We start from the raw sequence: 18,985 nt of genomic DNA, 5'->3' as shown, positions 1-18,985 counted from the left end.
CACGATGGGGCCAGTCCAGCTCGACCCGTGAGGGTCGGCGGGGCTGGCCCCTTTCGTGTGACCGAGTGACCTCGCAAAAATGGCTGTTTTTCTCTCAGCGTGAATACGTGGATGCTCCTTGCCAGCGAACCGCGCACGTCGGCGCATGCAGAACCGTAGGATTTTGCCCAAGCCTGGATTTCAGGTGAGTCCTGGCTACCAGGCGAGAACTTTCGACGTTGAGGGGTCCCATTCGATGATGGAAAAGTCCGAGCAGACGCAGCACGAGTGGCTGGAGAAAGTCGGAATCGCCGAGCGGATGATCCCGCTCATCGGGAACCTGTACCGCACGCGAAACGTCGTGACCTCGATCTACGGTCACCGGCTCATCAACCTGTCGGCCATCGACATCATCAAGGCGCACCGCTTCGCCCGGCGCATCAACGACGTCGAGCTGTCCCTGGACGCGACCCTGCCGATTCTCGAGCGGCTCCAGGAGTTCGACCTCGGCACCGCCTCCATCGACCTCGGGGAGCTCGCGACACGATTCGCGGCCCAGGGGGAGGACCTCGACACGTTCCTGGCCAGCCAGCTGCTCGAAGTCATCGGCACGGGCTCGCCGGACTCGGGCGCTGACGTCGTGCTCTACGGCTTCGGCCGGATCGGGCGCCTGCTCGCGCGCATCATCATCTCCCACGCCGGAACCGGTCGGGGGCTGCGCCTGCGTGCCATCGTCGTCCGCAAGGGCAGCGACAACGACCTCGAGAAGCGGGCCAGCCTGCTGCGCCGCGACTCGGTGCACGGCGCGTTCGCCGGCTCCATCTCCGTTGACCAGGCTGCGTCGACGATTCAGGCCAACGGCACGGTCATCAAGGTCATCTACTCCAACGACCCGGCGAGCGTCGACTACGAGTCGTACGGCATCCGTGACGCCATCGTCGTCGACAACACGGGGCGCTGGCGCGACGCCGATGGCCTCTCCCAGCACCTGCAGAGCCCTGGCGTGCGCCGCGTGCTCCTGACCGCGCCTGGCAAGGGGCAGCTCAAGAACATCGTCTACGGCATCAACAACGCGGGAATCACCGACGACGACCGCATCCTCTCCGCCGCATCCTGCACGACAAACGCCATCACGCCGGTGCTCAAGGTCATCGACGAGCGCTACGGGGTTGTGCACGGGCACGTCGAGACCGTGCACTCGTTCACCAACGACCAGAACCTCATCGACAACTTCCACAAGGGCGACCGACGTGGGCGGGCTGCCGGCCTCAACATGGTGATCACCGAGACAGGGGCTGCGAAGGCCGTCGCGAAGGCGCTCCCGCACTTCGAGGGGAAGCTCACGGGCAACGCAATCCGCGTGCCGACGCCGGACGTCTCCATGGCCGTGCTGAACCTCACGCTCGAGCGGCCCACGACCCGTGGTGAGGTCAACGACTTCCTGCGCCAGGTCTCCCTGAGCTCCGTCCTCCGACAGCAGATCGACTACATCGAGTCGAGCGAGGTCGTGTCCACAGACTTCGTCGGTACGACGCGGGCGGGCATCGTGGACGGTCTCGCGACCATCTCGCAGGGCAAGAACCTCGTGCTGTACGTCTGGTACGACAACGAGTTCGGCTACTCGACGCAGGTGGTCCGCATCATCGAGCAGCTCGGCGGCGTGCAGCCGCCCATCGTGCCGCACCGCAAGGAGCTCGCGCAGCTCTGATCGCAGCGCCCCGCCGCAGAACGGCCCCCGCACACCGGAAGGTGAGCGGGGGCCGTTCTGCTGCGCAGCGCCGGGCTATTTGAGCTCGGCGCCCAAGATCTCCGTGTAGGAGGCCCGCTCCTTCCCGAGCCGCGAGTTGCGGCGGCTGTACAGGAAGTAGATCGCGAGGCCAATCAGGAGCCAGATGGCGAAACGCAGCCACGTCAGCGTCGAGAGGTTGAGCATGAGCCAGAAGCAGAGCACGGCCGAGAGGATCGGCAGGAACGGCGACCACGGCATGCGGTAGGCGAGCTCGCGGTTCGGGTACTTCTTCCGGAGGACGAGGATCGAGAGGCTCACCAGCACAAACGCCGAGAGCGTGCCGATGTTGATCATCTCCTCGAGCCAGTCGACATTCGTGAGACCGGCGAGGAGCGCAACGGCGATGCCGACGCCGATCTGCAGGCGGATCGGCGTCTTGCGCTTCTCGCTCGTGATGCTCCAGGAGCGGGGGAGCAGGCCGTCGCGGCTCATCGAGAAGAGCACGCGTGCCAGTCCCATGAGGAGCACGAGGATGACGGTCGTGAAACCGAGGAGGATGCTGATCGAGATGATCTGGGCGGCCCAGTCGGCGCCGACGAGCACAAACGCGGTCGCGAGCGAGGGCGTCTCGGCGGCGGCGAGGTCCCTATAGGACACCATGCCCGTGATGACGAGGCTCACCGAGAGGTAGAGCACCGTCACGATGCCCAGGCCGAGGAAGATGCCGCGAGGCAGGTTCTTCTTCGGGTTCTTGACCTCTTCCGCGCTCGTCGCGACGACGTCGAAGCCGATGAAGGCGAAGAACACGATCGAAGCTCCGGCGAGGAGGCCGAAGACGCCGTACATGCTCGGCTCTGCACCGGACATGAACGAGAAGAGCGACTGGTGCCACGCATCCGTGCCCGAGTCCTGCGCGGGCTGAGACGGCGGGATGAACGGCGTGTAGTTGCTCGCCTTCACGAAGAACGCGCCGACGACGATGACAAAGAGCACGGTCACGACCTTCAGGATCGTCAGCACCGCGCTGACGCGCGACGAGAGCTTCGTGCCGAGCACCAGCAGCGTCGTCAGGACCGCGACGATGAAGAAGGCCGCCCAGTTCAGATCGAAGAGCCCGAAGATGCTGAGCTTGGGCGGGATGTCCCAGCCCCAGATGTTGACGACCTCCTGCAGGTAGACCCCCCAATAGCTGGCGATGACGGCCGATGCCGACAGCATCTCGAGGATGAGGTCCCAGCCGATGATCCACGCCAGGAGCTCACCCAGCGTCGCGTAGGTGAATGTGTAGGCGGAGCCGGCGACGGGAACGGACGACGCGAACTCGGCATACGCCATGATCGCGAGGCCGCAAGTCACAGCGGCCAGCAGGAATCCGATGGTGATCGATGGGCCGGCGTTGTTGGCGGCCGCTTTCGCTCCGACGGAGAAGATCCCGGCGCCGACAGCAACGGCGACGCCCATGATCGCGAGGTCCCACACGCCGAGGGAACGCTTGAGCGACCTCTCCTCGGAGTGCGAGTCCGCAAGTGATGCCTCGATGCTCTTCGTTCGCATCAGGCTTTGGAAAAAGCTCAAGGTGTTCCCCCAGTGTTTTGTAACCGCGCGCGGGCTCCCGCGCGCGTGTGGAGTTTACCTGCTGGAAACATTTCGACGAGACGCAGAAGGCGCTCGGTTGGCGTGCTCTAGGGTTGCCGGAGGCGTGGCGGGAAACCCGATCGTCGTCGATGCCCAGACTGGTGTCTCGCAGGGCAGTGGAGCATCCGCCTCCCCTGCATTCCCGAAAGCTCGCGAAGGAGGGTCAGTGCCTGACCTTGCTGATGCGCCAGATGCGCTGCTCGTCGCCCGTGTCAGGGACGGTGACGAGCGCGCGTTCGAGGTGCTCATCCGCCGCCACTGGGGCCTCATGCTCGCGACGGCGATCCGATTGCTCTCGTCTCGGGCCGACGCCGAGGACGCCGTGCAGGACGCCTGCATCGTCGCCTGGAACCGCCTCGACCTGTTGCGGGATCCGGATGCCGTCCGAGCGTGGCTCGTGCAGATCGCGGCCCGCAAGGCGACCGACCGCCTCAGGAAGCGGAAGTTCGAGCAGGACATCGACGACATCGAGGCGCCAGTGGCACGGGAGCTCGGTCCGCAGGCACAGCTCGAGTTGAACGCGAAGCTCGACGCCGCGTCGCGCGTGCTCGCGGAGCTGCCGGAGCTGCAGCGGCAGTGCTGGGTGCTCAAGGAGACCGCGGGGTTCACCTACGCCGAGATCGCGGTGCAACTCGACACGAACACATCGACGGTGCGAGGAGCCCTCTCCCGGGCTCGGCTCGCGCTCCTGCGTGGCATGGAGGAATGGGCATGAGCGAAGAACTCGAGCCGACGATCGGCGCCGCGGGCTACACGCTGACACAGCTCTCGGAGTACCTGGACGCCGGCCGCGTGCCCTATGACGCGGCCATCGAGGAGGACCCGGAGTGCGAGCGGGCGCTCGCGGCGCTCGAGCGCGTCTCGCGTGCGTCCCACGACCTCATCGAGCTCGAGTCGGCGGCGACGCCCGCGCCGAGCGGAGCTTGGCTGCAGTCGATGATGCGCGGCATCGCGATAGATGCGCGCGCCGGTCGTGAGATTCCGCTCGCGTCCCTCGAGCCCGAGTACGAGTTCTCGCAGAGCGAGGGTGTTGTCCGGGAACTCATCCGACGGACCGGGGACGCCATCGACGGGGTCCTGATCGGCCGGTGCGTGCTCGACGGCGAGGTGACGGAACCGGGCGCTCCCGTGCACCTGACCGTGTCCGTCACGGTCCTTGGGCTGCAGCCGCTGCATCCACTCGCGGATCGGGTGAGGGACGCGATCGCGGAAGCCCTCGCGCTGCACACGACGCTTCGGATCACGGGCATAGATATCGTCATCGCTGACGTGAGGAGCGCCGAATGATCGAGCGTGAGCGGGTCGCAGACGCCGTCGAGGCGGCGGCACTCGGAACCCCCGGCGTTGTCGAGCTGCTGCCCATCGTCGGCATTCACCTGGGCTCTCTGCACGTCGACGTCGGCACGTCGGAGGGGGCGGTCTCCGTCACGGTCCGCGTGCGTGTCGACTCGTCAACCCCGCAGGGGCAGATCGTCGAGGGGCTTGCCGCGCGAATCAAGGCTGCGGCGCTCGCGATGCTCCCGATCGGAACGGTCGTGCGAGTGCGGGTCAGAGTGCACGCGATCTCGGGTCGAGGCTGAGCCACAGCTTCGCCATAGGAAGGCCATAGCCCGGGGCACGATGCTCGGTGGTGTCGAAAGGAACCACACATGCCCACCCCCTCAGTCCCCGAAACAGGCCAACAGGACGGCACGAAGCCGTACCCCGAGTCCTTCCCCCAGCAGCCATACGCGCCGCAGGCGCACCTGTTCGCGCCGCAGTACTCCTCGGCATCCGGCCCGTATCAGCCCGGCCAGTACGTGCCCGGTGAGGCCCCGACGGCGCAGTACTCGTCATCCGCGTACCAGTCAGCCCAGTTCCCAGCAGACTCAGGCGCTCCGGGGGGACTCGGCTACGCGAGTAGCTTCGGCCCTGCCGCTGCGCAGGCGACAACGCAGGAGGCGAAGCCGCGCAGGCGGCGCTTCGGGACCGTCGCGCTGCTCACCGCCGGGCTCCTTGTCGGCGGAGTTGTGGGCGGCGGAGTCGGCGGCGCGGTCGTCGGCGGGTTCGGCTCCACTCCGATCGCCGCAGGTGCTGGCAGCTCGCAGTCGATCACCGTCAACAACCCGCAGGATGCGACGCTCGTGACAAGCATCGCGGCCGTCGCCTCGCCGAGCGTCGTCACGATCTCGGCGTCCTCCGGCCAGACGGCTGCGAGCGGCTCCGGCGTCGTCGTCGACGGTGCCGGCTACATCGTCACCAACAACCACGTCGCGACGATCGACGGGGCGACGGGCAACGCAGAGCTCTCGGTCCAGACGAGCGACGGGCGCCTCCTCGCTGCGACCTTCGTCGCGGGCGACCCCGTGCTCGACCTGGCCATCATCAAGGTCGAGGACACGACGTTGACCCCGATCACGTTCGCCGACTCGGATGCGCTCAACGTCGGCGATGTGGCCGTCGCGATCGGCGCACCGCTTGGCCTGTCCGATTCCGTCACGGAGGGCGTCGTGAGCGCGCTCGATCGGGGCATCCTGGTCAGCTCTTCCGCCGTTCCGGAGGAAGTCGAATCCGACGGCACGCAGGAGGACAGCCCGTACAACTTCTGGCGCGGCGACCCCAACTCGGCGGAGGGGCAGACCACAACCCAGGGCACGTCCTCCGTTGCTCTTCCCGTGATCCAGACGGACGCCGCCATCAACCCGGGGAACTCGGGTGGTGCGCTTGTCGACCAGGACGGTGCGCTTATCGGCATCAACGTGGCGATCGCGGGTGCAAGCAGCGGCGGCGAGACGGCCGGCAACATCGGCGTCGGGTTCTCGTTGCCCTCCAACCTGGTCAAGCGGGTCACCGAGCAGCTCATCTCTGACGGCCAGGTGGCGCACGGCTTCCTTGGCGCGAGCGTCACCGACCCGACGGCCGCCGACTCGAGCGTCGCTGGCGCCTACGTGGCACAGCTCACGGCCGGTGGGCCGGCAGCGCAGGCCGGTATCCAGGCCGGCGATGTGATCACCTCCTTCGGCGGTCACCGAGTGTCCAGCTCGACCGACCTGACCGCGCAGATCCGAGCTCTCGAGCCGGGAACTCAGGTGGAGGCCGTGCTCGTCCGTGGTGGGCAGGAGCAGACGGTGAGAGTGACGGTGGGGGAACTCGAGCAGTAGCGGCCGAGCAGACCAGCGCCGTTTCCTTTCGACGCTCGCGGGCACGCACCTATCCTTGGTGCGTGCCCGTTCCTGTGCTTACTGTCGCCGCCATCTGCTTCGAGGATTCCGAGGGGCGGGTGCTCACGGTCCGCAAACGTGGGACAACGAAGTTCATGCTGCCAGGCGGGAAGCTCGAATTTGGGGAGACGCCGAAGGCCGCTGCGATCCGCGAGATCGAGGAGGAGGTTGGCATCGTGCTCGACGACGCCGACGTGACGCTCCTCGGCGAGTGGACAACTGCCGCCGCCAACGAGGCCGCGACAGATCTGGTCGGAACCGTCTTCCTCGCGACGCTCACGGGAACGCCACGTGCCAGGGCGGAGATCGCCGAGCTCCGGTGGGTGGATGGGTACCCGGGGTCGACGGCAGACCTCGACGACCTCGCTCCGCTGCTCAGCGAGTGCGTCATGCCGGAGCTGCGGAGGCTTCGCGACGCGCGTCTCTGACACTGAACCTCGAACCTGCAGAACATTCTCCGATATATCGCTTGACAGCGACTCTTCACCGATATATCGTCGAGCTATCGGAGTTGCACACGGCAGCTCCGGAAGAAAGGTTCACCCATGCGTAAGCACTTCACCCATAACCACCACCCCTTCGACGCTGACCGAGGGCACTCCCACGAGCACGGCCGCAGTCGCGGCTTCGGTCACGAGGCAGAGCAGGACGAACGTGTCCGCCGCTTCTCGCACGGATTCGGCCCCGGTCGCGGATTCGGCCCCGGCTTCGGACCAGGTGCGGGCCATGGTCCCGGCTTCGGACCCAAGTTCGGCCCACGCGGCCACCGCCGAGCAGGAAAGGGCGACGTCCGTTCCGCCATCCTCTCCCTCCTCGCCGAGGGGTCATCGAACGGCTACGGCCTGATCAAGGGCATCGCCGAGAAGACCGACGGCGTCTGGCGCCCGAGCCCCGGCTCCGTCTACCCAACGCTGCAGCAGCTCGTCGACGAGGAGCTCATCGAACAGGGCGGCACCGAAAAGAAGCCAGTCTTCGAGCTGAGCGAGGCCGGCCGTACCTATGTCGCCGAGCACGCAGAAGAGCTCGAGCAGGGCTGGCGCGGCGTCGCCGGAATGTCAGAGTCGGCGAGCGGTCTCCGCGAGTCGGCCATGCAGTTCATGGGCGTCATGCAGCAGTTCCGACTCGGCGCGACCGAAGAGCAGCAGCAGGAAGCCACCAAGGTTCTCGACGACGCGCGCAAGGCGCTGTACACAATCCTCGCCAAGTAGCGTCGTGGCGGACACGGCGGCCAGGATTGCCCCCAGAGGGCACCTGAACAGGGGGCTCAGGAGCGTTCGCGTTGCTTCGCGTCGCGACGCTCCTGGATCTTCGCCTCCCGAGCGAGCTTCCTGAGCTCCTTCTCGAGGTCATCGAAGCGGTCCCCGCGCTCAGGGTCGTCCTCTGGTGAGGACGGCAGCTGCATCCGCGGGCTGCCCTTCGACCACGGGTCGAGCAGCTCCCGCTCGATGTGCGCCGAGATCTCGGTCCACGCATCTGCTCTCGCCTGCTCGATGAGGCCGTCAAGGTACGCCTCATCCTCGCGATCCGATTCGATGCGCTCGCTCACCGCCTGGGAGGCGCGCTCGCGGAAGCTCAGCGTCTCTATGTCCGCGTGCCGGTAGTCATGGGCGCTCAGCGACCTGCCCGGTCGGGCCCGATCGCGCACTCCCGCAACGCGTTCAGCCGAGTACCGCAGCTCCTTGAGCACTCGGTCGAGCGACGCATTCGCCGCATCCCGATAGTCGGCCGCAGCAAACGGAACCTTCTCACCGACCGTTCGCTTGATGATCGCGTTTTTAATGTCGAGCCTGACGATGCGCAGCGCGAGCAGGATACCGTCGTCGATCGCCTCGGAGAGTTCCGGGAAGATGACGGGTGGCAGCCCGTTTTTCTTTTTCGGCTTCGTCTGCTGACTTGTCGAGGCAGTTCGAGACTTTCGGCGCCAGCGGAACATCATCCCTGGTCCTTGGGAGCCTGCGTCTCCTGCTGCGCCTGCGCTTCCTGGTGCGGCAGACCCGCCGTGCCCAGCTTCGTGGCGCCGCGCGAGCGAGCACGCTGCTCCTCGAGCGCCGCGAGGAACTCGGCCTCCCACGCCGGGTCGACCTCGATGCCCTGTCGCTTCGCCTCCTCGACGCTCAGCTCGCGGGGGAATCCGTGCGTGTCGGACAGCAGGAACACGTCGGCGCCCGTGAGTGTCGAGCCCTTGTAGGCGGCAAGCGCCTTCAGCCCGCCCTTGAGGGTGCGGCGGAACGAGCGCTCCTCCTTGACGAGGACCGCGACGACCTGGTCGTGACGCTCGAGCACCTCCGGGTAGTCGGCGACGTAGAGGTCGGCGATGGTCGGTACGAGCTCGGCGAAGAAGTTCTCCGAGATGCCGAGGATGAGCGCCTCGCGGATGGCGCGCCGGACGAGGCGCCGCATGACGTAGCCCTGCTCCTTGTTCGATGGCACAACTCCGTCGACCGCGAGGAAGGTAGCGCCGCGCAGATGGTCGGCGATGATGCGCATCGAGAGCGTGTGCTCTTCGTAGCTCTCGCCGCTCAGCTGCTCGATCTGCTCGACGATGGGGCGCAGGAGCGAGATGCGGAACACGTCGGGGGAGTGGATGGCCGCGGCGGCGATGCGCTCGAGCCCTCCGCCGAAGTCGACATTGCGCCGCTCGAGCTCGACAAACGATCCGTCCTCGAGGCGCCGGTACTGCATGAAGACCTGGTTGCCGATCTCCATGAACTGGCCGCTGTCGCTCGCCGGGTGCGCCTGGCCGTACGACGAGTCGTGGTGCTCTGGGCCGAAGTCGTAGAAGACCTCGCTGTCCGGGCCGCAAGGGTCGCCGATGGGCGTGGCCTCGAGGGAGCCGCCGCGCGACCACCAGTTCTCGCTGCCGTCGTAGAAGAAGATGCGCTCGCCTGGCTTGACGCCGCGAGCGTCGCCGTCCGCCTGGCTCCCCATCTCGACGATGCCCGCTTCGATCCCGCGCTCCGCGAACGCCTTCTGCCAGATGCTGGCGGCCTCGTCGTCGCGAGGAATTCCGGCCGCATCGTCGCCGATGAACGCCGTCACGTAGAGGCGGTTCGGGTCGAGCCCAACCGTGTCGACGAGGAACGCGAGGAACGCGGGTATCTGCTCGGCCTTGAAGTAGTCGCCGAGGCTCCAGTTCCCGAGCATCTCGAAGAACGTCGTGTGGCGGTTGTCGCCGACGTCGTCGATGTCCTGCGCGCGCACGCACGGCTGGCTGTCGGTGAGGCGAGTGCCTGCCGGGTGATCCTCGCCGAGGAGGTAGGGCAGGAGTGCCTGCATGCCACTTCCGGTGAACAGCGTCGAGCCGTCTCCGCGGGGGATGAGCGGGGCTCTCTCGATCCTGACGTGCCCGAGTCGCTCCTGGTAGTCGAGGTAGGCATTGCGAATCTCATGCGCGTCCATGTGCAGAGTGTTTCACACCTGAGGATGCCGTATCGTGACCTCGCCGAACGTGGGGGCGTTCAGGCACTCGGCGACGAGTGCTCGAGTGAGGTTCAGGGGAGACGACTGTGCAGGAGATCGCGCAATTATGGACCGACGCGAGGGGGCTTTCGACCGCGCACATCGCAGACGGATGCGTGCGGGCGGGCCTAGAGGTCCGCTGCGGGCCCGCGGCGGTGACCGCCGTGGCTGATGACGCGCCGCGGCTCGCGGGGCGGTGTCTGCCAGTGCGCCATTTTGGCAGCGTGGACGTGTTCCTCGAGGCCATCGAACGGGCGCATCCCGGTGACGTGCTCATCGTCGACAACCAGGGGCGCACCGACGAGAGCTGCGTCGGCGACCTCGTCGCGCTCGAGGCGAAATCGGCGGGCCTCTCCGGCATCGCCATCTGGGGGTTGCACCGTGACACGCGAGATCTGCGCGACATCGGCCTCCCCGTGTTCAGCCTCGGGGCGCTTCCCGCGGGACCGAGACGCCTTGACGAGCGTCGTCGCAACACCTTCTCTTCGGCGGAGTTCGGCGAGCACACCATTCGCACGAGGGACACCGTTTTCGGGGATGAAGACGGGCTGATCTTCGTGCAGGAGGACCGAGTCAACGAGGTGCTCATGCACGCCCTGCAGATCCGCGACGTCGAACGGTCGCAGGCCTCGCGTATCCGCCTCGGTGCCACGCTCCGTGACCAGGTGCACTTCTCCGCCTACGTCCAGGCGCGCCGAAGCGAGCCTCAGCTCACGCTTCGTGAGCACCTGGTCCGGGTCGGCGGCGCAGTCGAGGTGTAGTGGGGGTCGCTGGCGTCAGCTCACTGTCTCGTTCAGGCGAAACGTCGCGGAGGTCGACTCCTCGCTGAGGCGCCAGAGGCGTTCGGCACGCTCGCGATCGCGCTGGGTGGCCGGCTTGTCGAGTTTCACCGGGGCGCCGCGCAGCGTGCGCGCAGGGCCGAGGTAGTCGCCGCCCGAGACGGCGTCGCTCGTGAGCGCGTGCACGGCGATGGCCGCCGCGCGGTGCTTGCCGTGCGCAAACGGGCCGGCGAGGCGAGAGGTGAACCTCTGCCACCCGGTCGGCTCGTTCACGCCTCGGCGCGCAGGGGTCGCGCCGTTCACCGGGATACCCGGGTCGACCACGAGCGCCTCGGCGGCGGCATCGGCCGCGCGAAGCCGGCGGTCGAGCTCGAAAGTGAACATCTCCAGCGCATGCTTCGATGCGGCGTAAGCGCGGCGCGGCTCGTAGAGGTGAGTGCTCTGCCAGTCCTCGAGGTCGAACGGGTAGATGCGAGTCGCGAGGCTGCCAACCGCGACGACGCGGCTCTTCCCGGACTCCTCGTCGTGTCCTGCCGGGTTCGAAGCGGCGAGCGCATCCATGAGCTGCGCCGTGAGCTCGAAGTGCCCAAGGTGGTTGGTCGACATCGTGAGCTCGCGGCCCGCGGAATCATACTCGCGCTGCGCGCCCGGCGCCATGTGCGCGGCGTTCAGCAGCAGGCCGTCGAGGCGCTCGCGGGTACTCAGCGAGGCGGCGGCGTTCGCGATGGATTCGCTCGAGGTGAGGTCGAGGAGGATGCGGCTCGTGCTCGCATCCGGGACCTGCTCGGTGATGGAGATGAGGGCCGTGTTGAGCTTGTCGATGTTGCGCCCGAGCAGGACAACATGATGGCCGCGGCGCGCGAGGTCTTCCGCGGCAAAGTAGCCGACGCCCTGCGTGGCACCGGTGATGGCGAAGGTCTTCATCGTCACACTCCTTCAAGCCTCGAACGTTTCGAGACTCAGAGTACAACGCTTCGATTGCTGAAATATTTCCGTGGCGTAAGGTACTGAATATGGATTCGCTGGAACGGGCGCTTCGTGCCGTCTACGAAACCGCGCAGAGCACCAACGAGGCTGCTGAGCGGGAACTCGAAGCGCTTGGCCTCACCTTCCCGACCGCGCAGGCCCTGTGGGCCATTGACCCTGACGCGCAGCCGCCGGCAATGAAAGAGCTTGCGACGAAGCTGCACTGCAATGCGTCGAACCTCACGTTCGTCTCGGACCGTCTTGTCGACCGCGGCCTCGTCGAACGTCGGGAGAGCGAACACGACCGCCGCTCGCGCGTGCTGACGTTGACCGTCGAAGGCAAGCGGGTCCGCAAGCTCGCGATCGCAGCGCTCAAACGGGCCTCGCCGCTCGCCGGCTGCTCAAGCACCGAGCTCAAGGCCATCGCGAAGAGCCTGAGTGCGCACAGCGTCTGACGGCAGCCCGGCCGCATTCGGAGGCGCGATCCCGTCGGAGCGGTGGACCACATCCTCCGTCGACGACATCGTCTGCGTCGAGCTCCCGCGCAGTTCGCGCCTGCTGGCGCTGACCATGGGGGCCGCGAACGTCATCATGCAGCTGTCCAACCCGGCCGTGGGTCAGGGAGTCGCGCACAGCCGAGTGGCGAGCGGGCGACTCGACGTGCATCCGATCAAACGCACCAGGACAACACTGAGCTACCTCGCAGTGGCGGTGCTCGGCACGGCTGACGAACGCCGCGCGTACCGCAGAGCTGTGACGCGCCAGCACGCGCAGGTCCGCTCCGACCGCGACCCGCGCGCTAGCGAGGAATATTCGGCGCTTCGGATCGACCTGCAGAAGTGGGTCGCGGCGTGCCTGTTCGTCGGGTCGCGTGACGTGCTCGAACTTGTCGAAGGGCCCCAGCCGGAGCCGGCCGCCGAGCGCTTCCTCCTTGAGGGGCGCGTGTTCGGCACGACACTGCAGATGCCGCCGAGCGCCTGGCCGGGCGGGACCGGCGCCTTCGAGGAGTACTGGCGGAGTGAACTCGCAAGGCTCCGCGTCGACGACGAGGTGCGCGCCTACCTGCTCGACGTGGCGCGGCTCGAGTTCGCGGCCGCGGTGCTGCCCGAGCGCATGCGGGCCTGGCACCAGCGACTCACGGTCGGCTTCCTCCCCGCCGAGTTCCGCCGAGCCCTCCGGGTTCGATGGACGGACGCCGACGAGGCCTGGTTCCTTCGTCAGCGGGCGGTTTTGGTGCGCGTCGAACGGTCGCTGCCGCTTGCCGTCTCCGGACTCGTCTACCGCCTGCTCCTCTCGGATGTCCGCAGGCGAATCCGACGCGGACAACCACTCGTCTGACCGGTTTTGCTCCCTCGGGGAGCCCCACAGCCCAGGGCGTGCACAGTCTCCCGACGCGTGAACGTAACGTGACGTCCACACTCCCGTAGCAGGGCCCCTTCAGGCTCACACCATGACCACCCGAGTAGACCCGTTCATCGGCACAGAGCCAACTGCGCTGCCGCCGCAGACGGGCCTCGCCGCGACCTGGTGGTGGCCGAAGCCGCAGATCGGCAACACGCATCCCGGTGCCACGTATCCGCTCGGGATGGTGTCGGCCTGCGCCTACTCCGGTGCCTACCCGACGGGGTACGGCAAATACGACCTCAGCCTCGAAGGCGTGCCTGAGACGATCTACGACCGGCCCCTCGCATCCGGGTTCACGCACTTCCAGCAGTCGGGAACCGGCGCGATCCGCAAGTACTACAACTACTTCCGCGTGACGCCCATGATCGAGCCGCTCGACGTGCTCGGCCGCACCTGGTCGCTCAACGACGAGGACGCCTCGCCCGGCTACTACGCGGCGACGCTCGGCAACGGGATCCGCGCCGAGATCACTGTCGGGCCCAAGAGCGCCGTGCACCGCTACACGTTCCCGAAGCACTCGAGCGCACGAGTTGTCGTCGACTTCTCCCTCGGCGGGCTCGCCATCCCGTACGGCGCGACGGTCCCGCTGCGGGCGCACCTCGAGACCGTCAGGCCCGGCGTCGCGACGGGGGAGATCGTCGCGGAGGGCGCGCCGCTCGCCGTGCACATCGAATGCGACACTCCGCAGTGGCGGCAGATGCTGTGGCACGACCGGCGCCTCATGCCGGGCGGCACGCGCCTCGACTTCGACCACATCCGACCCACGACTCTGCGCCCCTTCGGCCTCATGTGGGCGGGCCCGAGCGAAGAAGGGCAGGTTGTCGAGGTCCGCATCGGCTTCTCGCTGCGCGGCGTCGAACAGGCCGAGAAGAACCTCAGGGCCGACTGCGGCGACGGGGAGGCGCGGTTCGCCGACCGGCTCGCCGAGACTGAGCGCGACTGGCAGGACCTGCTCGACGAGATCGAGGTCGACACCGGGTCGACGGAGCGCGAGACGGTTTTCTCGACGGCCGTCTACCATTCGTTCGTCAAACCGTCGTTCGCCCTCAACGAGAGCCCGTTCTGGCCAAGCGACGGGCCGTTCGTCTTCGACCTCTCGACCATGTGGGACATCTACCGGACGCAACTGCCCCTCCTGACCGCGCTGCGCCCCGACAAGGCGGTGGAGCTCGCCAACGCGCTCCTCACGATCTGCGAGGAGGAGGGCAACTTCCCGATCGGCTACCGCATGGCGAAGGGCAGCGACCGGTTCTCGCGGCAGGGCAGCGCGCTCGCGCACACCTTCCTCGCCGACCTCTGCCAGCTCGGGCTGCCCGGCATCGACTGGGACTGGGCGCTTGTGCACATGGCCGACGACCTCCGGCGCACCTACGGCGAAGAGTTCCTGTTGCGCGGGGTCGCGCATCCCATCACCCACACGCTCGACCTCGCGTTCGGCTACTGGTGCACGGCTCGCGTCGCCGCTCGCGTCGGCGACCTGCAGCTTGTGCAGCAACTCGAGAAGCGCGCGGGGCAGTGGCGCAACGCCTTCGACCCCGAGACGGGGCTGCTCGTCGACTCGAACTTCTACGAGGGCTCGAAGCACAACTACTCCTTCCGCATCCTCCACGACATGGCCGGGCGGATGCAGCTGAGCGGCGGGGCTGAGGGCTTCGTCGCCCAGCTCGACGAGTTCTTCGGCTACGGTGCACCACCCGTCACGCAACCCGGTCGTTCGCCCGGCATCGAGGAGCTCGCCGCCGGCTACGCCCTCGGACGCTTCGAGGGGCTCAACAACGAACCGGACATGGAAGCGCCATGGGCGTACCACTACGCCGGCCGCCCAGACCGAACCGCCGAGATCGTGCACTCCGTCATCACCCAGCAGTACGCAACCGGCCGAGGCGGACTCCCCGGCAACGACGACTCGGGCGGACTCAGCTCCTGGTATGTCTGGGCGTCGCTCGGACTCTTCCCCGTCGCGGGGCAGGCGAGCTTCCTCGTCAACGCGCCGGCGTTCGCCGAATCGTCGCTCGCCGTCTACGGGGAGCGATTCCGCGTCACGACGACGGGCTTCCGTGAGCCAGCCCACGGCGGTCCCGTGCAATACGTGCAGAGCGCCCACCTCGACGGCCGCCCGCTCAGCCGCAGCTGGCTGTCACCGAGCGAGCTCATGGCGGCGCAGGAACTGCACCTCGAACTCGGCCCGGAACGGAGCGACTGGGGGACCCGCGAACAAGACCTGCCGACCTCGTTCCCAGCCCCCGCACTGAGCCCCACCACCACACCCGCACTACCACCCACCGTCGGCGGCCAGCCGTCGACCCCAACCCCGGGAGGACCCTCATGAACAAGATCCAGCACCGCCTCGTGATCGTCGTCCGCGCCGATCCAGTCATCTGCGGGCACTCCGTGGAGGCTCGCAACCTGGCGGAGGCCGCCCGCCTGCGCGGCTTCGACGAGGTGCGCATCGTCACCTGGCCCATCGAGCGCCTCCAGGCGGCAGGGTTGCCGCTCAAACCGCTCGACACCGTCATGCCGTACAGCGACGGCATCTTCGTCGACCGGCCAGCCCCGGTCGGCGACTACAAGGTGCCGGACGGCCGCTACCTCGCGGGCCTCGTCGGCCGTCTCGTCGAGCTCTTCACCGACGGGGTCCCGACGGTCTGCATGTCGTTGTACCTGAGCCCGCACACGCTCGCCGTGGCCGAGGCGCTCACCGTGGCGCGCTCGACGGGCCTGCCCGTCAACGTGACGACCATCGCCGAGGCCGTCGGCTCCGACGTCACCAACGTCGTCAAGCACGCCGTCGAGGAGGGCAGGCTCGGGGCCGCCGCCCACATCCTCTCCGCGTACCTGTCGCAGGATGTGTGCGTCGCCGTCTCCGAGTACACGCGCGACCTCATCGTGGGGGAGGCGGCCAAGGTGGATGCGCAGCACGGCACCCGCTACGCGCCGCAGTGCGAGGACCGCATCGACATCTCGTACCCAGCCATCGACTCGAGCGCGTACGTCGGGCTCGCGGACGCCGATATCACAGCCGCCGTCGAGGCGCGCGGGCTCAAGCGGGACGGCTACGTCATGTTCCTCTCGCGGCTCACAGAGGCGAAGGGCGTCGAGGACCTCATCGCTGGCTTCGAGCAGTCGCGCGTGGCCGACGACCCGGAAATCCAGTTGGTCATCGCCGGGCGCGGGCCGCAGGCCGAGGAGCTGAAGGCGATCGGGGCGGCCTCGCCGCTCGCGCACCGCATCCACTTCCTCGAGGACGTGGGCGACGCGGAGAAGCCGTTCCTCATGGCCGGCTGCGCCGCGTTTGTGCTGCCGACGAAGCCGCGTCCGGAGTTCATCGAGACGTTCGGCATCGCGCTCGCGGAGAAGATGCTCGCCGGCGGCGGGCCCGTCATCACTACCGTCACGGGCGGCGTGGGGGAGGCCGTTGGCGACCACGCACTCATCGTGCCGGTCAATAGCCCCTCGTCGATCGCCGAGGCGCTGAACACGGCCGTGCTTGAGACCAGCGCCGCCGAACGGCGGCTGCTCGCGGTGCAGGCGAGGGACTACGCGCTGCAGTTCGACCGGCTCGCCGTCTTCGACAAGCTCTTCGACCGGCTGCCCCAGGCGGCGCTCGCCGCCTGACGCAAGGAAGCCTGCCGCGCGGAAGCCTGCCGCAGGGAAGCCTGCCGCGCGTCCAGTGACCTGACCCCCTCCCCGCCTGACCAACGTGCGTGATGAAAGCCCCGGAGACCCGGCACTGAGTGCTGGATGCCGGGGCTTTCGTCACGCAAGTTCGCCGGTGATGGCGGCGCGAGCAGGAGCTGACGTCAGGAGGCGAGGAGCGCGTCGAGCTTCTCGTAGCCGGCGCGCACGCCGTGCTCCATGCCGCTCGCGACGAGGCCGTCGCGCATCTCGAACGACTCGAGCAGGCTGGTGCTCGTGACCCGCGTGCGACCGCCCTCCAGTGGCTCGAAGGTGATCGTCTCGAGCAGCACGCCGTCCGGGATCATCTCGAAGGTCTGCGTCTGCACGATGCGCTCGTTCTCGCGGATCTCGTGGAAGGAGCCGTAGAAGCTCGCGATCTCCTCGCCGTCCTGCAGGTTGGACCAGCGGTACGAGCCGCCCGTGACCGCGTTCCAGTGGTCGATGTTGGTGGAGACCTGGTGTGGCCCGACCCACTTCGTGAAGAGGTCTGGGTCGACAAACGCGCGGAACACGCGCTCAGGGGTGGCGTCGAACTCGCGCACGATGGCGACGTTCGGGAGGTCCTCGCCAACGGTGACGACGGTGTCCTTGGCTGATGTGCTGGTCATGATGGGGTTCCTTTCGTGGGTGCTGGTGCTGGTTGGTGCTGGCTCTCGTCGGCAGTCGCTTCGAGGAGCGCGTCGAGTCGGCGGAACCTGGCCTCGGCGTTCGCCTGGTAGCGCTCTATCCACTTGGTCATGAGGCTCAGGACCTCCGCTTCGAGGTGACGGGGGGCACGCACAGCGTCGCTCGTGCGGGACACGAGTCCCGAGTCTTCGAGGACTCGGAGGTGCTTCGAGATGGCCTGCACGGAGACGTCGTACGGGGCCGCGAGCTCTCCGACGGTCGCGTCGCCGTCTGCGAGCCTGGCGACGATGTCTCGCCGGGTCGGGTCGGCGAGTGCGGCGAAGACGGGGGAGAGTGCGTCGGCGGGCATGGCCCCTCATTTCGGTTCATCAACCTTTTGGTTGATGAATCGAGTCTGCATCGCCGGGGCGAAATTGTCAACCTTTTGGTTGATGAGTGGTCTGGATTGGCATCCGGACCCGGTTGAAGAGCGACCTGCGTTTGCGGGTGACCTGCGGACGTGCTCAGGCTCGGATCAGGGCCCTTGCCGCCTCGAGGGCGTCAGCTGCGGCGCGGCCGTCGACTCGGGCGATCGTGAGGGCGCCGACCACCGCGGCTGTCACGAGGGTGCCCATCGGGTCTGCATGACCGAGATGCTGAGTCCCTCGAGTGATGGCGTGCTCGAGTGTCGCGCGGTAGTCGGTGATGGATGCGCGAATCGCGGGATCCTCGGCAAGCGAGCTCGAGGCGGTTGCGAGGAGAAGGCACCCGCGAACGTCGTCGCGGCGGTCCTGTGTCAGGGCCGCCGTCGAGAGTCGCGAGAGGTAGTCATCGAGTGCGATGTTGGAGATCTGGTCCGCGCGGAGGGGGCTGAGGAGGGGGTGCACAACCTCGTCGAGGTAGCTCTGGATGGCGGCGTCGAAGAGCCCGCGCTTGCTGCCGAAGGTGTTGTAGATGCTCGAGCGGCTCAGGCCAGTGGCGGCTTCGATATCGCTGGTCGACGCCGAGTCGTAGCCCCGGCGCCAGAAGAGTGTCCTGGCGCCCGCGACCGCGTCCTGTCGGTCAAAGCCCGTCGTGCGTGCCATGCGGCCTCCGATACTGTAACGTTCGTTTCAGAATACACTGATCTAGGAGCATCCATGCTTGTCGCCGCCCTCGTCTTCGCCGCCCTCGCGGCCCTTCTGCACGTCTACATCTTCGTGCTCGAGTCAATCCGCTGGACCTCCGAGTCGACGAGGAAGACCTTCGGCGTGCCCTCACTCGAGGTTGCCGAAACGCTCAAGCCAATGGCCTTCAACCAGGGGTTCTACAACCTCTTCCTCGCGATCATGGCCGGCCTCGGGGTCGTGCTGGCATTCGATGGGCACACCGCGATCGGAGCAACGCTCGTCTTCGCCGGCGCAGGTTCCATGCTGCTGGCCGCCATCGTGCTCATCGCGAACGACCGCACGAAGCTGCGCGCCGGAGCCACGCAGGGCACCTTCCCGCTCATCGCGGTCGTCCTCCTCGGTATCGCTGCCGGAACCGGCGCGTTCGCGGGCTGAGCCGGG

20 protein-coding genes are annotated in these 18,985 nt (G+C 67.5%); 13 read left to right on the top strand and 7 right to left on the bottom strand.

Annotated elements, in window-relative coordinates; all coding sequences use genetic code 11:
- Positions 1-235: 235 nt before the first annotated feature.
- On the top strand, positions 236-1,687 hold the full coding sequence (locus C5B85_RS09390) for a glyceraldehyde-3-phosphate dehydrogenase (protein ID WP_104285758.1): 1,452 nt from the start codon (positions 236-238) through the stop codon (positions 1,685-1,687).
- Positions 1,688-1,762: 75 nt separating this feature from the next.
- Here the strand turns inward: C5B85_RS09390 and C5B85_RS09385 are convergent, their stop codons facing one another.
- Positions 1,763-3,262 (bottom strand): APC family permease, encoded by a 1,500-nt coding sequence (locus C5B85_RS09385; protein WP_104285757.1) that lies wholly within the window; start codon positions 3,260-3,262, stop codon positions 1,763-1,765.
- A 247-nt stretch (positions 3,263-3,509) separates the two neighbouring features.
- Between C5B85_RS09385 and C5B85_RS09380 the strand changes: the two genes are divergently transcribed.
- From C5B85_RS09380 to C5B85_RS09355, 6 genes are all read left to right on the top strand, one after another.
- Entirely contained in the window at positions 3,510-4,058 is a 549-nt protein-coding gene (locus C5B85_RS09380) for an RNA polymerase sigma factor (protein WP_258070691.1), read from the top strand.
- Positions 4,055-4,630 (top strand): hypothetical protein, encoded by a 576-nt coding sequence (locus C5B85_RS09375; protein ID WP_146077915.1) that lies wholly within the window; start codon positions 4,055-4,057, stop codon positions 4,628-4,630. The genes C5B85_RS09380 and C5B85_RS09375 overlap by 4 nt, the downstream gene beginning before the upstream one ends.
- Complete coding sequence (locus C5B85_RS09370; RefSeq protein WP_104285754.1) at positions 4,627-4,923, top strand: hypothetical protein; 297 nt, start codon at positions 4,627-4,629, stop codon at positions 4,921-4,923. The genes C5B85_RS09375 and C5B85_RS09370 overlap by 4 nt, the downstream gene beginning before the upstream one ends.
- A 69-nt stretch (positions 4,924-4,992) precedes the next feature.
- A complete protein-coding gene (locus C5B85_RS09365) occupies positions 4,993-6,483 on the top strand; it encodes a trypsin-like peptidase domain-containing protein (protein ID WP_104285753.1) in 1,491 nt (496 codons plus the stop codon).
- Between the two features lie 62 nt (positions 6,484-6,545).
- Positions 6,546-6,971, top strand: a complete 426-nt coding sequence (locus tag C5B85_RS09360; protein WP_219819388.1) for an NUDIX domain-containing protein — start codon at positions 6,546-6,548, stop codon at positions 6,969-6,971.
- Between the two features lie 117 nt (positions 6,972-7,088).
- Entirely contained in the window at positions 7,089-7,751 is a 663-nt protein-coding gene (locus C5B85_RS09355) for a PadR family transcriptional regulator (RefSeq protein ID WP_104285751.1), read from the top strand.
- Positions 7,752-7,807: 56 nt separating this feature from the next.
- Here C5B85_RS09355 and C5B85_RS09350 read toward each other — a convergent pair whose 3' ends face one another.
- Together C5B85_RS09350 and C5B85_RS09345 are read right to left on the bottom strand one after the other, a co-directional pair.
- Positions 7,808-8,479 (bottom strand): hypothetical protein, encoded by a 672-nt coding sequence (locus tag C5B85_RS09350; RefSeq protein WP_146077914.1) that lies wholly within the window; start codon positions 8,477-8,479, stop codon positions 7,808-7,810.
- The gene (locus C5B85_RS09345; RefSeq protein ID WP_104285749.1) at positions 8,476-9,942 is read right to left on the bottom strand and encodes an alanine--tRNA ligase-related protein; all 1,467 of its coding nucleotides are present in this window, start codon (positions 9,940-9,942) and stop codon (positions 8,476-8,478) included. Before C5B85_RS09345 ends, C5B85_RS09350 begins: the two co-directional genes overlap by 4 nt.
- Positions 9,943-10,049: 107 nt before the next feature.
- Between C5B85_RS09345 and C5B85_RS09340 the strand changes: the two genes are divergently transcribed.
- Entirely contained in the window at positions 10,050-10,763 is a 714-nt protein-coding gene (locus C5B85_RS09340; protein WP_104285748.1) for an RraA family protein, read from the top strand.
- Positions 10,764-10,778: 15 nt separating this feature from the next.
- Here C5B85_RS09340 and C5B85_RS09335 read toward each other — a convergent pair whose 3' ends face one another.
- Entirely contained in the window at positions 10,779-11,705 is a 927-nt protein-coding gene (locus C5B85_RS09335) for an SDR family NAD(P)-dependent oxidoreductase (RefSeq protein ID WP_104285747.1), read from the bottom strand.
- A gap of 89 nt (positions 11,706-11,794) precedes the next feature.
- Here C5B85_RS09335 and C5B85_RS09330 point away from each other — a divergent pair, with 89 nt between their 5' ends.
- The 4 genes from C5B85_RS09330 to C5B85_RS09315 all read left to right on the top strand — a co-directional run bounded on the left by C5B85_RS09330 (position 11,795) and on the right by C5B85_RS09315 (position 16,766).
- The gene (locus C5B85_RS09330) at positions 11,795-12,202 is read left to right on the top strand and encodes a MarR family winged helix-turn-helix transcriptional regulator (RefSeq protein ID WP_104285746.1); all 408 of its coding nucleotides are present in this window, start codon (positions 11,795-11,797) and stop codon (positions 12,200-12,202) included.
- The gene (locus C5B85_RS09325) at positions 12,186-13,085 is read left to right on the top strand and encodes an oxygenase MpaB family protein (RefSeq protein ID WP_104285745.1); all 900 of its coding nucleotides are present in this window, start codon (positions 12,186-12,188) and stop codon (positions 13,083-13,085) included. Before C5B85_RS09330 ends, C5B85_RS09325 begins: the two co-directional genes overlap by 17 nt.
- A 112-nt stretch (positions 13,086-13,197) precedes the next feature.
- Complete coding sequence (locus tag C5B85_RS09320; protein ID WP_104285744.1) at positions 13,198-15,480, top strand: glycoside hydrolase domain-containing protein; 2,283 nt, start codon at positions 13,198-13,200, stop codon at positions 15,478-15,480.
- Positions 15,477-16,766: a glycosyltransferase gene (locus C5B85_RS09315; RefSeq protein WP_104285743.1), complete on the top strand. Its 1,290-nt coding sequence runs from the start codon at positions 15,477-15,479 to the stop codon at positions 16,764-16,766. Before C5B85_RS09320 ends, C5B85_RS09315 begins: the two co-directional genes overlap by 4 nt.
- A 185-nt stretch (positions 16,767-16,951) precedes the next feature.
- Here the strand turns inward: C5B85_RS09315 and C5B85_RS09310 are convergent, their stop codons facing one another.
- From C5B85_RS09310 to C5B85_RS09300, 3 genes are all read right to left on the bottom strand, one after another.
- Positions 16,952-17,437 (bottom strand): SRPBCC family protein, encoded by a 486-nt coding sequence (locus C5B85_RS09310; RefSeq protein WP_104285742.1) that lies wholly within the window; start codon positions 17,435-17,437, stop codon positions 16,952-16,954.
- The gene (locus C5B85_RS09305) at positions 17,434-17,805 is read right to left on the bottom strand and encodes a helix-turn-helix transcriptional regulator (protein WP_104285741.1); all 372 of its coding nucleotides are present in this window, start codon (positions 17,803-17,805) and stop codon (positions 17,434-17,436) included. The genes C5B85_RS09310 and C5B85_RS09305 overlap by 4 nt, the downstream gene beginning before the upstream one ends.
- Positions 17,806-17,959: 154 nt before the next feature.
- Entirely contained in the window at positions 17,960-18,520 is a 561-nt protein-coding gene (locus C5B85_RS09300; RefSeq protein WP_104285740.1) for a TetR/AcrR family transcriptional regulator, read from the bottom strand.
- Positions 18,521-18,574: 54 nt separating this feature from the next.
- Between C5B85_RS09300 and C5B85_RS09295 the strand changes: the two genes are divergently transcribed.
- On the top strand, positions 18,575-18,979 hold the full coding sequence (locus C5B85_RS09295) for a DUF1304 domain-containing protein (RefSeq protein WP_104285739.1): 405 nt from the start codon (positions 18,575-18,577) through the stop codon (positions 18,977-18,979).
- The last annotated feature ends 6 nt before the right edge of the window (positions 18,980-18,985 follow it).

Origin of the sequence: Pseudoclavibacter sp. AY1F1 (assembly GCF_002931075.1) — a bacterium.
GTDB lineage: Bacteria > Actinomycetota > Actinomycetes > Actinomycetales > Microbacteriaceae > Pseudoclavibacter.
This window is presented reverse-complemented; position numbering and strand designations above follow the sequence as displayed.

Excerpts from the sequence above, each read along its gene's own strand:
- C5B85_RS09390 (WP_104285758.1), top strand. The coding sequence starts at position 236 with ATGATGGAAAAGTCCGAGCAGACGCAGCACGAGTGGCTGGAGAAAGTC.
- C5B85_RS09385 (WP_104285757.1), bottom strand. The coding sequence starts at position 3,262 with ATGCGAACGAAGAGCATCGAGGCATCACTTGCGGACTCGCACTCCGAG.
- C5B85_RS09375 (WP_146077915.1), top strand. The coding sequence starts at position 4,055 with ATGAGCGAAGAACTCGAGCCGACGATCGGCGCCGCGGGCTACACGCTG.
- C5B85_RS09370 (WP_104285754.1), top strand. The coding sequence starts at position 4,627 with ATGATCGAGCGTGAGCGGGTCGCAGACGCCGTCGAGGCGGCGGCACTC.
- C5B85_RS09365 (WP_104285753.1), top strand. The coding sequence starts at position 4,993 with ATGCCCACCCCCTCAGTCCCCGAAACAGGCCAACAGGACGGCACGAAG.
- C5B85_RS09355 (WP_104285751.1), top strand. The coding sequence starts at position 7,089 with ATGCGTAAGCACTTCACCCATAACCACCACCCCTTCGACGCTGACCGA.
- C5B85_RS09350 (WP_146077914.1), bottom strand. The coding sequence starts at position 8,479 with ATGATGTTCCGCTGGCGCCGAAAGTCTCGAACTGCCTCGACAAGTCAG.
- C5B85_RS09345 (WP_104285749.1), bottom strand. The coding sequence starts at position 9,942 with ATGGACGCGCATGAGATTCGCAATGCCTACCTCGACTACCAGGAGCGA.
- C5B85_RS09335 (WP_104285747.1), bottom strand. The coding sequence starts at position 11,705 with ATGAAGACCTTCGCCATCACCGGTGCCACGCAGGGCGTCGGCTACTTT.
- C5B85_RS09330 (WP_104285746.1), top strand. The coding sequence starts at position 11,795 with ATGGATTCGCTGGAACGGGCGCTTCGTGCCGTCTACGAAACCGCGCAG.
- C5B85_RS09320 (WP_104285744.1), top strand. The coding sequence starts at position 13,198 with ATGACCACCCGAGTAGACCCGTTCATCGGCACAGAGCCAACTGCGCTG.
- C5B85_RS09315 (WP_104285743.1), top strand. The coding sequence starts at position 15,477 with ATGAACAAGATCCAGCACCGCCTCGTGATCGTCGTCCGCGCCGATCCA.
- C5B85_RS09310 (WP_104285742.1), bottom strand. The coding sequence starts at position 17,437 with ATGACCAGCACATCAGCCAAGGACACCGTCGTCACCGTTGGCGAGGAC.
- C5B85_RS09305 (WP_104285741.1), bottom strand. The coding sequence starts at position 17,805 with ATGCCCGCCGACGCACTCTCCCCCGTCTTCGCCGCACTCGCCGACCCG.
- C5B85_RS09300 (WP_104285740.1), bottom strand. The coding sequence starts at position 18,520 with ATGGCACGCACGACGGGCTTTGACCGACAGGACGCGGTCGCGGGCGCC.
- C5B85_RS09295 (WP_104285739.1), top strand. The coding sequence starts at position 18,575 with ATGCTTGTCGCCGCCCTCGTCTTCGCCGCCCTCGCGGCCCTTCTGCAC.